General features: G+C 74.9%; 12 protein-coding genes. 5 read left to right on the top strand and 7 right to left on the bottom strand.

Features of this window, described 5'->3' with window-relative positions; all coding sequences use genetic code 11:
* The first annotated feature begins 135 nt into the window (after positions 1 to 135).
* Entirely contained in the window at positions 136 to 2331 is a 2196-nt protein-coding gene (locus IE329_RS05660) for a bifunctional glycosyltransferase/CDP-glycerol:glycerophosphate glycerophosphotransferase (RefSeq protein WP_190209686.1), read from the top strand.
* A gap of 120 nt (positions 2332 to 2451) precedes the next feature.
* On the opposite strand, the gene IE329_RS05655 is transcribed toward IE329_RS05660, so the two are convergent.
* Complete coding sequence (locus tag IE329_RS05655) at positions 2452 to 2664, bottom strand: EF-hand domain-containing protein (protein WP_190209685.1); 213 nt, start codon at positions 2662 to 2664, stop codon at positions 2452 to 2454.
* A 342-nt stretch (positions 2665 to 3006) separates the two neighbouring features.
* Here IE329_RS05655 and IE329_RS05650 point away from each other — a divergent pair, with 342 nt between their 5' ends.
* Positions 3007 to 3675 carry a lysophospholipid acyltransferase family protein gene (locus IE329_RS05650; protein WP_073922656.1) on the top strand — a complete coding sequence of 223 codons (669 nt, stop codon included), beginning with the start codon at positions 3007 to 3009 and terminating at the stop codon, positions 3673 to 3675.
* Between the two features lie 42 nt (positions 3676 to 3717).
* Here the strand turns inward: IE329_RS05650 and IE329_RS05645 are convergent, their stop codons facing one another.
* The 5 genes from IE329_RS05645 to IE329_RS05625 all read right to left on the bottom strand — a co-directional run bounded on the left by IE329_RS05645 (position 3718) and on the right by IE329_RS05625 (position 10243).
* Entirely contained in the window at positions 3718 to 5544 is a 1827-nt protein-coding gene (locus IE329_RS05645; RefSeq protein WP_190209684.1) for an ABC transporter ATP-binding protein, read from the bottom strand.
* Between the two features lie 242 nt (positions 5545 to 5786).
* Positions 5787 to 6560: an SDR family NAD(P)-dependent oxidoreductase gene (locus IE329_RS05640; protein ID WP_190209683.1), complete on the bottom strand. Its 774-nt coding sequence runs from the start codon at positions 6558 to 6560 to the stop codon at positions 5787 to 5789.
* A gap of 304 nt (positions 6561 to 6864) precedes the next feature.
* The gene (locus IE329_RS05635; RefSeq protein ID WP_190209682.1) at positions 6865 to 7773 is read right to left on the bottom strand and encodes an SDR family oxidoreductase; all 909 of its coding nucleotides are present in this window, start codon (positions 7771 to 7773) and stop codon (positions 6865 to 6867) included.
* Entirely contained in the window at positions 7770 to 8705 is a 936-nt protein-coding gene (locus IE329_RS05630; protein WP_190209681.1) for an alpha/beta fold hydrolase, read from the bottom strand. Before IE329_RS05630 ends, IE329_RS05635 begins: the two co-directional genes overlap by 4 nt.
* Positions 8702 to 10243, bottom strand: a complete 1542-nt coding sequence (locus tag IE329_RS05625) for a flavin-containing monooxygenase (RefSeq protein WP_190209680.1) — start codon at positions 10241 to 10243, stop codon at positions 8702 to 8704. The genes IE329_RS05630 and IE329_RS05625 overlap by 4 nt, the downstream gene beginning before the upstream one ends.
* A 144-nt stretch (positions 10244 to 10387) precedes the next feature.
* On the opposite strand from IE329_RS05625, the gene IE329_RS05620 reads away from it, so the two are divergent.
* From IE329_RS05620 to IE329_RS05610, 3 genes are all read left to right on the top strand, one after another.
* Positions 10388 to 11194 carry a MerR family transcriptional regulator gene (locus IE329_RS05620; protein ID WP_190209679.1) on the top strand — a complete coding sequence of 269 codons (807 nt, stop codon included), beginning with the start codon at positions 10388 to 10390 and terminating at the stop codon, positions 11192 to 11194.
* A 190-nt stretch (positions 11195 to 11384) separates the two neighbouring features.
* Positions 11385 to 12368, top strand: coding sequence for an ABC transporter substrate-binding protein (locus IE329_RS05615; protein ID WP_190209678.1), 984 nt, complete (start codon positions 11385 to 11387; stop codon positions 12366 to 12368).
* Positions 12369 to 12679: 311 nt separating this feature from the next.
* Positions 12680 to 13927 (top strand): MFS transporter, encoded by a 1248-nt coding sequence (locus tag IE329_RS05610; protein WP_190209677.1) that lies wholly within the window; start codon positions 12680 to 12682, stop codon positions 13925 to 13927.
* Positions 13928 to 13958: 31 nt separating this feature from the next.
* Here IE329_RS05610 and IE329_RS05605 read toward each other — a convergent pair whose 3' ends face one another.
* Positions 13959 to 14804 (bottom strand): (2Fe-2S)-binding protein, encoded by an 846-nt coding sequence (locus IE329_RS05605; RefSeq protein ID WP_190209676.1) that lies wholly within the window; start codon positions 14802 to 14804, stop codon positions 13959 to 13961.
* Between the last annotated feature and the right edge of the window lie 286 nt (positions 14805 to 15090).

The raw sequence follows: 15090 nt of genomic DNA, 5'->3' as shown, positions 1-15090 counted from the left end.
GGTAGAGTGTGCTCGCCGGGTGGCCGGCGACGGACCCGCCCGCACCTCCCCCCGGCCGTGTCCGACACGGCCCAGCAATCCCGGGCCCGGCCGGATCGCGCCGGGGCCCTCTCGCGGAGCGCGGAGCCAACGAGCGTGACAGTCCTCCTCAGCATCGTGCTGCCAGTCCACGGCGTGGAGCGGTTCCTCCCGCGCTGCCTGGACTCGATCCTCGGCGGGCCCGACGACGGCCGGTTCGAGCTGATCGCCGTCGACGACCTGTCCCCCGACCGCTGCGGCGGCATCCTCGACGAGTACGCGGCCCGCGACCCCCGGATGCGGGTGCTGCACCTGGCCGAGAACCAGGGGCTCGGCGGCGCGCGCGAGGCCGGCCTGGCCGAGGCGACCGGCCGCTACGTCTGGTTCGTGGACAGCGACGACTGGCTCCCCGAGGGATCGCTCGACGCGATCACCGCCGAGCTGGAGCGGGAACTGGAGCGCGAGCGCGCGGACGCCGCGCCGGCCGACATCCTGCTGACCGGCTTCACCCACGTCTACCCGGACGACTCCACCGAGCCCAACCCCTGGCGCCACCTGCTCACCGGCTCCCCGCTGGTCGCCGGCGGCACCCTGCGCGAGCACCCGGCGCTGCTGCGGGCGGTGATGTCGGTGTGGAACAAGGTCTTCCGCCGGGACTTCCTGCTCGGTCTGGGCGTCGCCTTCGGCCGCGGCTTCTACGAGGACATCTCGGTCACCTACCCGGCACTGGTCGCCGCCGGGCGGATGCGCTACCTCGACCGCTCCTGCTACTACTACCGCCGCGGCCGGCCCGGCGCGATCACCAGCACCGCCTCGCCCAAGCACGCGGACGCCTTCGCCCAGTACGACGCGATCTTCGCCTTCCTGGACCGCCACGGCATGGACGCCGCCGACCCGCTGCGCACCCTGGTCTTCGAGCGGACCCTCAAGCAGGCGCTCACCGTCTACGACTCCCCCGGGCTCGTCCCGGCCACGATGCGCAAGGAGTTCTTCCGCCGGACGTCCGAGCACTTCGCCCGCCACCGCCCGGCCGGCTACCGCTTCCCCGGCGGGGCGAGCGGACTGCAGTACCGGCTCGCCGCCCGCGGCTCCCGGCTCGCGTACGACGAGCTGCGCCGCGGCGGCCGGCTGCCGCGCGAGCTGAGGCGCGGCGCCCGGGCGGTCGCCCCGGCGGTGCGCCGCGGGGTGCGCAGCGGTGCCCGCTTCACCGCGTACAACGCCTTCCGCCGGCTGCCGCTGGACGAGCACCTGGCGGTGTACGCGGCCTACTGGCACCGCGGCTACGGCTGCAACCCGGCCGCCATCTACGAGAAGGCGAAGGAGCTGGCACCGCGGATCCGGGGCGTCTGGGTGGTGGAGAACCGGGCGCAGGCCGCCGGCCTGCCGGCCGGGGTGCCGTACGTGATCCTCAACACGCCCGCCTACCTGAAGGCGATGGCGACCGCCAAGTACTTCGTCAACAACGTCAACTTCCCGCACACGATGGTGAAGCGGCCCGGCACGGTGCACGTGCAGACCCAGCACGGCACGCCGCTGAAGATGATGGGCATGGACCTGCGGGACCACCCGGTGGCCGCCGACGGGATGGACTTCGACCGGCTGCGCGAGGCGGTCGGGCGCTGGGACTACCTGGTCTCGCCCAACCCGCACACCAGCGAGCACTTCGCCCGGGCCTTCCCCGGCCGCTACGAGATGCTCGACACCGGGTACCCGCGCAACGACCGGCTGGCCAACACCACGCCCGCCGAGGTGGCCGCGATGCGCGAGCGCTTCGGCCTGCCCGAAGGGCGTACGGCCGTCCTGTACGCGCCGACGCACCGGGAGGGCCAGGGCGCGTTCCTGCCGCTGGACGTCGAGGAGCTGGCCCGGCGGCTGGGCCCCGACTTCACGCTGCTGGTGCGGGCCCACTACTTCCTCACCGGCGGGCCGGGCGACCTGGTGACCGGGGAGGACGCGGCCGAGATCCGGGACGTCTCCAAGCACCCCATCGTGGAGGACCTCTACCTGGCGGCGGACGTGCTGGTCACCGACTACTCGTCGATGATGTTCGACTTCGCGGTGCTGGACCGGCCGCTGGTCGTCTACGCGCCGGACTGGGAGGAGTACCAGGAGGTGCGCGGGGTGTACTTCGACCTGTTCGCCGAGCGGCCGGGCGCGGTGACCACGGACCTGGAGGGGCTGACCCGGGCGCTGCTCTCGGGGGACTCGGAGCCGGACTCCCGGGCGAGGTTCCGGGAGCGCTTCTGCCCGTGGGACGACGGCGGCGCGGCCGAGCGGGTGGTGCGCCGGGTGTTCCCGGCCGACCTGGCCTGAGCCGGCCCGGCCCGTGACCCGTCCCGCCCCGTGAGCCGTCCGGTGCGGGCGCGCGGAGCGGGCGGCGGACGGCGCGAGGGCCGGTCCCGGAGACTCCGGGACCGGCCCTCGCGCGTGGGCTCAGCGCTGGCGCGAGGCCCAGAACTCCTCGAAGGAGAGCAGGCCGTCGCTGTTGCTGTCGGCCGCCTTGATCACGGACTCGGCCACCGCGACCGAGACGTGCGGGTCGCCGAGCTCCGCCATGACGCGGGAGTACTCGGCGGCCGAGATCAGGCCGTCGCCGTTGATGTCGAAACGCTCGAAGGCCTGGCGGGCCGCCTCGATGTCTGCCATGGGATGGATCCCCTCCTGTGGGTGCTGGGTGGTGCTGACTGGCGTACAGTACCGGCCCGCCCCGCCGGGGCCGCCCCGCCCCCTGGCTCCGCCCGCCGGGCCCCGGCCCGGTCCGGCGGGCGGGCGCGCGACGGGGAGGACCGCGCCCCCGCGCGGCGGCCGGCCGGCCCGCGCGGGGCCGGTGACCGGCGGCGCGGCGCGACAGGCCGGGAGGCGGCGGGAGTGGACGGGTCACGGGGTCCATGTCGTACCCTGCGATCTGATCTCGGCCCGCCGACGAGCCGGATACTCCGCACGCTCACCCCCGGGTGCACGGCCCGGTCATTCGTCCAGGGAGGGACCATGATCAACCTACTCACCAAGCTGGTGCTGAAACCCCTCGCCCGGGCGGTCTACCGGCCGGTGATCGAGGGCCTGGAGAACGTGCCGCGCAAGGGCGGGGTGATCCTGGCCAGCAACCACCTGTCCTTCATCGACAGCGTGGTCATCCCGCTGACCGCGCCGCGCCAGGTGCACTTCCTGGCCAAGGCCGAGTACTTCACCGGCACCGGCCTCAAGGGCGCGCTGTCCCGGGGCTTCTTCGAGGCGATCGGCGCGGTGGCGGTCGAGCGCGGCACCTACCGCTCGGCGCAGGCCTCGCTGCAGTCGGCGCTGGAGATCCTGGAGGCCGACAAGGCCTTCGGCATCTACCCCGAGGGCACCCGCTCGCTGGACGGCCGGCTGTACCGCGGCAAGACCGGCGTCGCCTGGCTGGCGCTGACCGCCGGGGTGCCCGTGGTGCCGGTGGCGCTGGAGGGCCCGGAGGAGATCCTGCCGGTCGGCCGGCGGATCCCCCGCGTGCGCAAGGTGACCGTCCGCTTCGGCGAGCCGCTGAGCTTCACCGAGCTGCACGGCCAGGCCCGATCGGCGCAGGCCCGCCGGCAGGTCACCGACGAGGTGATGCGGGCCATCCAGGAGCTGTCCGGCCAGGAGGTCGCGACCAGCTACAACGAGCTCCCCAAGGCCGCCTGAGCCCTCGGGCCCTCCCCCGCAGGCCCGTGCCGGGGTCCGGCCTCACCCGTGGCCGGCCCCGCTGGGCTCCGGCGCCGAGCCCTCCCGCCGCAGCAGCGCGGCGTACCGCCCGCCGGCCTCCACCAGCTGATCGTGCGTTCCCAGCTCGACGACCTCCCCCCGGTCGAGCACCACGATCTGGTCCGCCGAGCGGATCGTGGAGAGCCGGTGCGCGACGGTGATGGTCGTCCGGCCGACGGCCAGCGCGTCGATCGCCTGCTGGACGGCCAGCTCGGTCCGGTTGTCCAGGGCGCTGGTCGCCTCGTCCAGGATCAGCACCGGCGGGTTGCGCAGGATCGTCCGCGCCAGTGCCAGGCGCTGCTTCTCGCCGCCGGAGAAGCGGTAGCCGCGCTCGCCCACCATGGTGTCGTAGCCGTCCGGCAGGCCCGCGATCATGTCGTGGATCTGCGCCGCCCCGGCGGCCGCGACCAGTTCCTCGTCGGTGGCGTCCGGCTTGGCGAAGCGCAGGTTGTCGGCGACCGAGGCGTGGAAGAGGTAGGTCTCCTGGGAGACCACGCCGACCGCCCGGGAGAGCGTCTCGAAGGACAGCTCGCGCACGTCGGTGCCGTCGATGGTGACCCGGCCGCCGGTGACGTCGTAGAGCCTCGGCACCAGGTAGCTGAGCGTGGTCTTGCCCGATCCGGTCTCGCCGACGACGGCCAGCGAACCGCCGGCCGGCACCTTCAGCTCGATACCGGCCAGCGTGGGCCGCTCCTGGGCCGGGTCGTAGCGGAAGTCGACGCCCTCGAAGCGGACCTCCCCGGTGATCCGCTCCAGGTGGACGGGCCGGGCCGGCTCGGCTATCTCGACCGGCAGGTCCAGGTACTCGAAGATGCGCTGGAACAGCGCCAGCGAGGTCTGCACCTGGACACCGGTGGAGAGCAGGCTGATGGTGGGGCGGAACAGGCCCTGCTGCAGCGAGACGAAGGCGACCAGGGTGCCGACCGAGACGATCGGGGCGCCGCCCGCCTGGGCCAGCCCGGCGGCCCAGTAGATCAGGGCGGGCATCGCGGCCATCACGATCTGGATGGCGTTCATCCGCCAGCGGCCGGCCATGCTGGAGCGGACCTCCAGGTCGGCCAGCCGGTCGGACTGCTCGGTGAACTCACGGGAGAGCGAGTCGGAGCGCCCCATCGTGCGGCCGAGCAGGATCCCGCTGACCGAGAGCGACTCCTGGACCGCCGAGGACATCAGGGCCAGCTGCTTCTGCCGCTCGGTGGTGATCTTCTTGCGCTCGCCGCCGACCCGCCGGCTGATCCACACGAAGAGCGGCAGGAGCAGCAGCGACACCACGGTCAGCCGCCAGTCCAGCGCCAGCATGGCGACCACGGAGGCGACCACGGAGGTGAAGTTGGAGACCAGCGAGGTGGCGGTGGAGGTCACGGTGGACTGCATGCCGCCGATGTCGTTGGCGATCCTGGACTGCACCTCGCCCGTCCTGGTCCGGGTGAAGAAGGCCAGGGACATCCGCTGCAGGTGGGCGTAGACCGCCGTCCGCAGGTCGTGCATGACCCGCTGGCCGACGGTGGTGGACAGCAGCGTCTGCACGACGCCGAAGATGCTGTTCACCACGGCCGCCGTGATCATGCCCAGCACCAGCAGGCTCAGCAGGCCGGTGCGGCCCTGCGGGATCGCGGTGTCGAGCACGGCGCGGAGCAGGAAGGGCGAGATCACCGAGACCACGGCGGAGGCGGCGACCAGCAGGCCGACCACCCCGAGCCGGCCCCGGTACGGGCGGAACAGCGTCAGGATGCGGCGCAGCTGCCTGGGCGGTGGCGTCTCGCTCCCGGGTCGCTCGGGCGGGGTCCAGCCGGTGCCGTCGGGCCTCAAGCGTCGACCTCCAAAGATTTCGGACGGGGTGGTGGGGCGGGCGGTAGGCCAGCGTACAGAGAACAGCTCATAGTTAGCAAAGCTAATAATGAGGCTTGATCTATTCCTCCCGCTGCGGCCGCCGCTCCCGCCCGCCACCGGCCCGGCCCCGACGACCCCGCCCACCGCGGAACCCGCTCCCACCGGACCCCGTCCCGCCCCGGCGCCCGCCCCCGGACGCGAGGCGCGGCCCGTGCCGGCCGTCACTCCTTGCCGTACGTCCGCGCCGCCTTCGAGGACACCCCGCCGAGCGCGCCGGACGGCAGCAGCCGGGCCACCGCCACCGCCGCCTTGTACCGCTTGCCGGGGACGGACAGCGACCGGCCGCGGGCGAAGTCGCGCATCGCCTCGTTCACCACCCGCTCGGCGGACAGCCAGCCCCAGGACGGGATGTCCGAGGTGCCCATGCCGGCCCGCTGGTGGAACTCGGTCCGGGTGAAGCCCGGGCAGAGCGCCATCATCCGCACGCCCGAGTCGCCGAGGTCACGGGCCACGCCCTGGGTGAAGCTCACCACCCAGGCCTTGCTCGCCCCGTACGTGCCGCGCGGCAGGAAGGCCGCCACCGAGGCCACGTTGACCACTCCGCCGAGCCGGCGCTCGCGCATCCCCGGCAGGGCGGCGGCGGTCAGCCGCAGCACGGCCTCGATGTGCACCTTCTGCATGTCCAGCTCGGCCTGGAGCGGCACGGCGAGGAAGGCGCCCTTGTTGCCGAAGCCGGCGTTGTTGATCAGCAGGTCCACCGGCCGGGCCGGGTCCGCGAGGCGCTCCTCGACGGCGGCGATGCCGGCGTCCGTGGCCAGGTCCGCGGTCAGTGCCTCGGTCTCGACGCCGTACTCGGCGGACAGCTTCTCGGCGTACTCGGACAGCCGCTCGGTGTCCCGGGCGACCAGGACGACGTTGTGGCCGGCGCGGGCGAGCTTGACGGCGAACGCGGCGCCGATGCCGGCGGTGGCGCCGGTGATGAGGGCAGTGGTCATGGGCCCGACGGTACCGATTCCGCCGCCCGAAAACACCGACATCCGGGCCGCTTCCCAGCTCGTGGGCATGACCCGGCGACGGCGGGCCCCGCACCCGGACGGCCCGCCGGGCGGCCGGAACGGACGGACCGTCACCCCGACGGGGGTCTCCGCCGGCACCGGCGGCGGACGGTCCGTCACCCGGACGGTCCGCCGCCACCGACCCGGCCCCGGGCGGTCGCGCACCCGGCCCCCGGCCCGCCGGACGGACGACGGTCCCGGACGGGCGCTCTCCGTCGTCCGTCCGGGACCGTTCCCGTCCCCCCTACTCCGTGCCGCCCGCCGCCCCGGCCGAACGGGCCGCCGAGTCGGCCTCCCCGCCGGCCCCGACCGGGCGCAGCCGGGTGCTCGCGGTCGCCCTCAGCTGCGGGGCCAGCTTGGCGATGTCACGGGCCCCGACGGTCGCGATCAGCCCCGGCAGCAGCGAGCGGACCGGCTGCATGGCGCGCAGCCAGGCCTGGGCGTAGACGTGCGCCGAGCGGCGGGCGATGCCGGCCACCAGGCGGTCGACCGCCGGGTCGAGCGGGTAGGTCTTGTTGGCCGGCCAGGGCAGCCGGGAGCGCATCTGCCGCAGCACGACGTCCTGGTCGGCGCCGCGCACCATGTCGGTGTCCGTCCAGCTCAAGTACCCGACGCCGACCTTGACGCCCTGGTGGGCGACCTCGGCGCGGAGGGCGTGGGCGAAGGCCTCCACCCCCGACTTGCTGGCGCAGTAGGCGCTCATCAGCGGCGCCGGGGTCAGCGCCGCCAGCGAGGCGATCTGCAGCAGGTAGCCGCGGCTCTCGGCGAGCGCGGGCAGGAAGGCCCGCGCGGTGGCGACGCTGCCCAGCAGGTTGACCTCGATCACCCGGCTGAACGCCCGGTGGTCGCTGTCCAGCAGCGGGCCGCCGATGGCGATGCCGGCGTTGGCCACCACCGCGTCGATGCGGCCGTAGCGGTCCTGGATCGCCCGGGCGGTCGCGGTCAGCGCCTCGATGTCGGTGACGTCGGCCTCCCAGGAGGAGGCGTCCGGCCCGCAGCGCGCGGCGGCCTCCTTCAGCTCGGCGGGCTCCAGGCCGACCAGGGCGACCTTGGCCCCCCGCGCGGCGAGTTTGCGGGCCAGCGTCGCGCCGACCCCGCGGGCGGCTCCGGTGACGACGACGACCTGGCCGGACAGCGGCGGGACGGCGCTCATGCGGCGGTGCTCCTCTCGGCGGGGGCGCCCAGGTGGGCGACGGCAAGGCGGCGGATCTCGGCGGCGACCTCGGCCGGCCGTTCGACCGGCGCCATGTGGCCGGCGCCGGGCAGCAGCAGGAGGCCCTGCGGGTCGCGGAGCCCGGCGACGATCCGGTGCGCGAGCACCGGCGGGGTCAGCCGGTCGTCGGTGCCGACGATCACGGCGGTCGGCGCGGCCAGCGCGGCGAGTCCGTCGCGGACGTCCAACTCGCCCAGCACCCCGGCCCAGTGGGCGCGGACGGGGGTCGGGCAGGCGTGCACGATCCGGGCGGTCGCCTCGACCCGGCCGGCCGGTGCGGACGGGCCCATGGTGGCGTACTTGAGCACCGCCCGGCTCACGCCGGTGACCGGCCCGAGCGGCAGCCGGGACTTCAGGATCCGCTGGTGCAGGAAGCGCCGCAGGCCGGGGCTGCGCAGGGCGTCCGGCGCGACCCGCAGCTCGGCGACCAGGTCGGCCGCGCCGGTGCTGACCAGCAGGGCGGCGGCCGTACGGCTCGCCACCCCGGCCCGGTCGCCGGCGGCCATGACGGTCATACCGCCCATGCTGTGGCCGGCGAGCAGGGCCCGCCCGCCCGCCGGGACCACCCGGGTGAGCACCGCCTCCAGGTCGTCGGCGAGCGCCCGGGTGCTGTACCCGGCCCGGCCCGACGGGGCGTCGCTGCGGCCGTGGCCGCGCTGGTCGTACGCCACCAGGCGGAACTCACCGGCGAGTTGGCGGATGACCGGGGCCCAGAAGGCGATCGAGCAGGTCCAGCCGTGGGCGAGCAGGACGGTCGGCGCGGCCGGGTCGCCGTGGACCTCGGCGTGCAGGGCGGTGCCGTCCGCCGAGGTGATCCGCAACTCCTCGACGGGGGTGGGCGGGAGGCAGTCGGCGGGGATCGCGGGGCTCATGCGAGGACCTCCTGGGCGCGCGGGGCCGGTTCGGGGGCGGTGCGCTTGATCAGCTCGTACTCGGCCAGGTCGACCCGGCGGGTGGCCCGCCGGAAGCCGGTGGTGGAGCCGGGCCACAGCACGGTGTTCTTGCCGCCCGCGTCCTGGTACCAGCTGTTGCAGCCGCCGGTGGACCAGACCGTGCGCGACATCCGGTGCTGGAGGGTGAGGTTCCACTGCCGCTGGGCCCGGGCGGTGGGCTGCATCGCGGTGGCGCCGACCGCCTCCAGCGTGCCGAGCGCGTCGATCAGGTAGTTCAGCTGGGACTCGATCATCAGGATCATCGAGCTGTTGCCGAGGCCGGTGTTCGGTCCGATCACGAAGAACAGGTTGGGGAAGCCCCGGACGGTGGAGCCGCGCAGCGCCTCCATGCCCTCCTTCCACTCCTCGGCGAGACTGCGGCCGTCCGCGCCGAACACCCGGGCGCCGATGGGCATGTCGGTGACGTGGAAGCCGGTGCCGAAGACGATGGCGTCCACCTCGTGCTCGCTGCCGTCGGCGGCGACCAGGGTGGAGCCGCGCACCTCGGACAGGCCGGTGGCGACCACCTCGGTGTTGGCGGCGGCCAGCGCCGGGTAGTAGGTGTTGCTCAGCAGGATCCGCTTGCAGCCGATCCGGTAGTCGGGGGTCAGCCTGGCCCGCAGCGCAGGGTCGGCGACGCCGGCCGCGATGTGCCGCTCCGCGATCCGCTGCACCAGGCGCAGCGCGCCGGGGCGCCGGACGAAGGCGTCCACCTGCAGCTCGCGCAGGGCGAACAGGGCGCCGCGGCGGAGCTGGGCGGTGACCGGGAGCCGGTCGTGCAGCCACTTCTCGGCGGCGCTGATCTCGCGGTCGCGGCGCGGCAGCACCCAGGCGGGGGTGCGCTGGAAGACCGTCAGCCGGCCGACCCTGGGCTGGATGTTGGGGATGATCTGGGCGGCCGAGGCGCCGGTGCCGATCATCGCGACGCGCTTGCCGTCGAGGTCGTAGTCGTGGTCCCAGCGGGAGGAGTGGAACACCTTGCCGGGGAAGCCGTCCAGGCCCGGCAGGTCGGGGATCTGCGGGTCGGCGAGCGGCCCGGCGGCGGAGACGATCGCGTCGGCGGTCCACCGGCCGGCGGTGGTGGTGATCCGCCAGTGGGTCCGCCCGGTGTCCCAGCGGGCCTCGGTCACCTCGGCGTTGAAGCGCAGGTGCGGGCGCAGGCCGAAGACGTCGGTGACCTTCTCCAGGTAGGCGCGGATGTCCGGCTGGCCGGAGAAGCTGCGCGGCCACTCGGGGTTGGGCGCGAAGGAGAAGGAGTAGAGGTGCGAGGGCACGTCGCAGGCGCAGCCCGGGTAGCTGTTGTCCCGCCAGGTGCCGCCGACCGAGCCGGCGCGCTCCAGGATGACGAAGTCGGTGATCCCGGCCCGGCGGAGCCGGACGCCGGCGCCGAGGCCGCCGAAGCCGGACCCGATCACGGCGACCCGCACATGGGGCGTGGCGGGCGCCGTCGGCTCGGCGCGCTTGGGGGTGGGTGCCATGCGGCGTCCCTCCTGAGGATGGGGGTGAAGGTGCGCACGTCCATTACATCCGCGCCAGTAATCACTGGCACGATTGGCAGGGTAGCTCTTGTTGACAGTTGATGGAAGAAGCCCGGCAGCGTCGGTCGCCCGCCCGCCGCGCCTATGCTGAGCGCCGTGGAGAAGACCCGGTCAGCACCAGCGGCGACAGCGCAGCGCGAGTACCGGGTGGAGGAGCTGGCCGAGGCGGCCGGCATCACCACCCGCACCCTGCGCTTCTACCGCGAACGCAAGCTGCTCCAGCCGCCGCGCAAGGAGGGCCGGATCGCCTGGTACGGCGAGGCCCACCTGGCCAGGCTGCGGGTGATCGCCGAACTGCTGGAGCGCGGACACACCCTCGGCGGCATCGCCGAACTGATCGGCGCCGGCGAGAGCGGGCGCGACGTCGCCGAGCTGATCGGCCTGGAGGCCGCGATCATCGCGCCGTGGTCCGACGAGACCCCGGTCGACCTGGACTGGGACGAGCTCAAGACGGCCTTCGGCGACCAGCTGACCGAAACCAACACCGCCGAGTCGGTCGCCCAGGGCTGGATCACCGTCCGGGCGGACGGCATCACCCACATCAGCCGCCGGCTGATGGACGCCACCACCGCCCTGGTCGCCGAGGGCGTCCCGCTCTCCGTGGTGCTGGAGGCCAGCCGGCGCACCCAGGAACACGTGGACGCGATCGCCGAGCTGTTCGTCGGCCTGGTCCGCGAGCACCTGCTCGGCGCCCTCGCCGACGACCGGCCGCTGCCCCCCGGCGAGGCCGCCCACCTGACCGAGCAGATCCTGCGGGTCCGCCCGCTGGCCCGCACGGTCGTGGACGCCCAGTTCGCGCTGGCGCTGGACCGCCGGGTGCACGCGGAGTACGACGAGGTGCTGCGCCGGCGGCGCCAGGACGGCGGCGAGGCCGGCACGGGCGAGGCCTGACGGCGGTTGCCAGGGACCGCCGGGACGGCCGGCGGGGACGCGCACGACCGGACGGCGACGGACGGACCGGCGGCGGCACAGGCGGCGCGGGGGCCCGGGCGGCAGCGGGGGCAGCGCCCGGGCGTAGCGATCGGCGCGGGTGGGCAGGCATCCTCCGCCGCCGAGCGCCCCCGAGCCCTGGAGCCGCGCGATGTCCCGTACGCCCCGCCGGTCCGCAGCCGCCGTCACCCTCGCCCTCGCGGGCGCCCTGACTCTCGGCGGCTGCGGGGCGACCGCGCCGACCGGCACCGCCGGCGGGGAGGCGGCCACCGGCGGGGGCGCCCACGTCGTCCGGCACGCCCGCGGCGAGAGCACCGTCCCCGCCCGCCCGGCGCGGGTGGTGGTGCTCGACACCGACTCGCTGGACTCCGCGATCACCCTCGGCGTCACCCCCGTGGGCGCCACCACCACGGCGGCCGGCGCGCCCTTCCCCGGCTACCTGCCGGCGGAGCGCCTCAAGGACGTCAAGCCGGTCGGCACCATCGGGTCGCCCAACCTGGAGGCGATCGCGGCCCTGCGGCCCGACCTGATCCTCAGCAGCCAGGCCCGGGACGACAAGCGGTACGAGGACCTGGCGAAGATCGCGCCGACCGTCCTGACGAAGACCACCGGCCCGGCCTGGCAGGAGAACTTCCGGCTGCACGCCGAGGCGCTGGGGCGGCAGAACGAGGCCAGGAGCGCCGAGGCGGGGTACCGGGCGAAGGCCGAGGCGCTGGTCTCCGCCCTCGGCGGCCCGGAGAAGGCGAAGGGCCTCAAGGTCGAGATGGCCCGCTTCCTGGCCGGCTCCCCCACCCGCCTGTACCTCAACGACACCTTCATCGGCTCGATCCTGCACGACCTGGGCCTCGGCCGGCCCGCCAACCAGGACCGGACCGGCTTCTCGCTGGAGATCAGCCCGGAGCAGGTCGACCAGGCCGCCGCCGACGTGATCTTCTGGTCGACGTACGGCGACGCCGCCCGGTCCGACCAGGCGAAGATCACCGGCGGGGCGCTCTGGAAGAACCTCGACGCGGTCCGGAACAACCGGACCTTCCAGGTGGACGACAACCTCTGGATGCTGGGCATCGGCTACACCGGTGCGGGCCTGATCCTCGACCAGATCCAGCGGGACCTGACCGCGACGCCCTCCCCCTGAGGCCCGCGCCCGGCGCACTGCACCGTCGCCCTCGCGCCGCGCCCGCCACGCGGCACCCCGTACGGCGCCGGCCGTTCACCCCGGATTCCCCCCGGATCACCCGGCCGGACGGCCCGGTGCCCGGACGCGCCACCGGCTTGGCCGGTCCTCCAAGCACACCGTCCGTGAGCTGCCGAGCGCACTGGGTGATCCCACGGTTCCCGGGCCGTGGCACCGGCCCGTACGGTCGGGGTTCACCCGCAGGTCCGTACCTGGTAGGGCCGGCGAACGGGGAGGCGGGCGCCCCGGGCCGGCCCGGGTGAGGGTGATCGATGGCCGTGGTGGAGAAGTTCAGGTCGGCCGTGGGGCTGACGGGACGCCGGGTCCTGCTCTGGTCGCTGCTCGGACGGCTGCCGAACGCGATGTGCCCGATCGGCACCCTGCTGCTGGTCACCGGCAACACCGGCAGCGTCTGGCGCGGCTCGGCGGCGACCGGGGCGCTGGCGATCGGCCAGGGCCTCGGCGGCCCGCTGGTCGGCCGGCTCGCCGACCGCCGCGGCCAGCGGCCGGTGGGGCTGACCGCCGCCGTGGTGAACACCGTGGCGATCCTGGCCCTGGTACTGGCCTCCGAACGGGACGCGCCGCTCGGCTGGCAGATCGCCCCGGCCGCGCTGGTCGGCCTGTCGATGCCGCTGGTGGGCCCGCTCTCGCGCAGCCGGTGGGTGCGACTGGCCGGCGGCAAGCAGGACCTGACCTCCTCGATGATGTCGCTGGACGGGATCGTCGACGAGGTCAGCTTCACCACCGGACCGGCCCTGGTCGGCCTGCTGGCCACGCTCGCCGACCCGGCGGCCGGCCTGCTGCTCGCCGCCGCGCTGGTCGGCGTCTGCGCCACCCTGTTCGCCCTGCACCCGAGCGCCTCCCCCGGCGCCGACGTCCGCCGGGTGCGGTCCGCGGAGAAGCTGCTGACCACCCCGTACGTCCTGCTGCTGGCCGGGATGGCCCTGCTCGGGGCCTGCTTCGGCTCGCTGCAGGTCGGCGTCACGGCGAGCACCGAGGCCCTCGGGCAGCCGGGGGCCGCCGGGCTGCTCTACGCCTTCCTCGGGTTCACCAGCGCCTTCTCCGGGGTGGCCACCGCCGCCCTGCCCTCCCGGCTGGGCCTGCCGCTGCGGCTGCGGGCCGGTACCGCGCTGCTGTTCGCCGGGTCGTTGCTGCTGCTGGTCGCGGGCGGGACGGCGGCCGCCCTGACGGCGGCGATCGGGTGCGTCGGGGTGGCCGTGGCACCGCAGATGATCACGATGTTCGGGCTGGTCGAGCGGACCGTCCCGGCCGGGCGCCTCGGCGAGGCGATGGCCGCGCTGGTCAGCAGCATCACCCTGGCGCAGTCCGCGGGGACGCTGGCCGGCGGGTGGGCCGCCGAGCGGTACGGGCCGGGCGCCCCGTTCCGGGTCACCGTGCTCGCGGCCGGGGCGGCCCTGCTGCTGGCCGGGCTGACCGCCACCGAGGGCCGCTACCGGCGACGCCCCGGGCCGGTCGCACCGGCGGGGCCGGCCGTCGACCGGGAGCCGGCCACCGCCTGAGCGGCGCGGCGCCGGCCGGGCCGGCGGCGCCTCAGGGAACGGGCAGTTCCAGCCGCCGCACCCGCTCGGCGTCCCCGGTGCGCGGGCAGGTCAGGCAGGACTCGGCGGGCCGGACGGCGTAGTAGAGGCAGCAGCCGAGCCGGGTGCGGGTCAGGTGCTGCCGCCCCTCGGTGCCCGGCAGCGTGCGGAAGGCGGCGGCGCCGGGGAAGGGCGGGGTGTCACCGGGGAGCAGCGCGGTGGCGGCCGCGACGGCGGCCTCCTCCTCCCCGAGCATCCGGCCGAGGTACCAGATGCCGGAGACCAGGTCGTCGGTGACCATGCCCCACAGTGCGCGCGGGCCCCGCTTCAGCGGGCCCTGGAAGGCGGCGAGCACGGGGGTGACGTGGTCGGCGACGGCCGCCCGCAGCTCGGCCCGCAGCTCGTCCTCGCCGGCCAGCACCCGGGCGCCCGGCAGTCCGGCCGCGGGGTCGTCCGGCAGGCAGGCGAAGGCGCCGGGGCGCAGCGCCAGGCCGCCGTCGGCGGGGTCGATCCAGAGGTCCTCCGGGCGGATCCGGGGCACCCGGCGCTCCAGGTACCAGGGGCCGCTGACGAGCAGGCAGACCGTCCACAGGTAGTGGTGCAGCAGCCGGGAGGCCGCGACGTGTTCGCGCGGGGCGCGGTCGTGGCCCGCCAGGATGCGGGCCGCCTCGCCGGCGATCAGCCGGTCGCGGTGGTGCTCCAGGCCGGCCATGGCGGCCCAGTCCCGTCCGGGGGTGTCGCCCGGCCCCTGAGCCGTGGTCAGTTCGGCCCGCAGGGAGGGGCACCGGGCGGCGAGACGGCGGTACGTCCCACCCAGCAGATCGACGGCGCCGGGCCGGATCGACCGCGTGTCGGGCATGGGGGCTCCAGAAGCTTCGAGCACAGTCAACTAAGGTGAGGCTCACCTTATAGCCAGAAAGTGACTGCTCATCACCAGCCACTCCGGCGCTGCTCGGATTTGACGCACTTAGGCACACCTAACCTAGGATTCCGTCCCGTGCTGAAAGACGATCAGCCGGGGCCGGCCCGCACGCGGTGCCGAAGAACCGGCCGGCCCACGCCCCCGGACCCGGCAGGTCGGCCGGCGGACGGAACGGCGGCGGAGCCGCCCCGGTGACCTGCCCCGAACCGCCGGCGCCGGCGCC

It is taken from the genome of Kitasatospora indigofera (assembly GCF_014655955.1).
Classification (GTDB): Bacteria; Actinomycetota; Actinomycetes; order Streptomycetales; family Streptomycetaceae; genus Kitasatospora; species Kitasatospora indigofera.
This window is presented reverse-complemented; position numbering and strand designations above follow the sequence as displayed.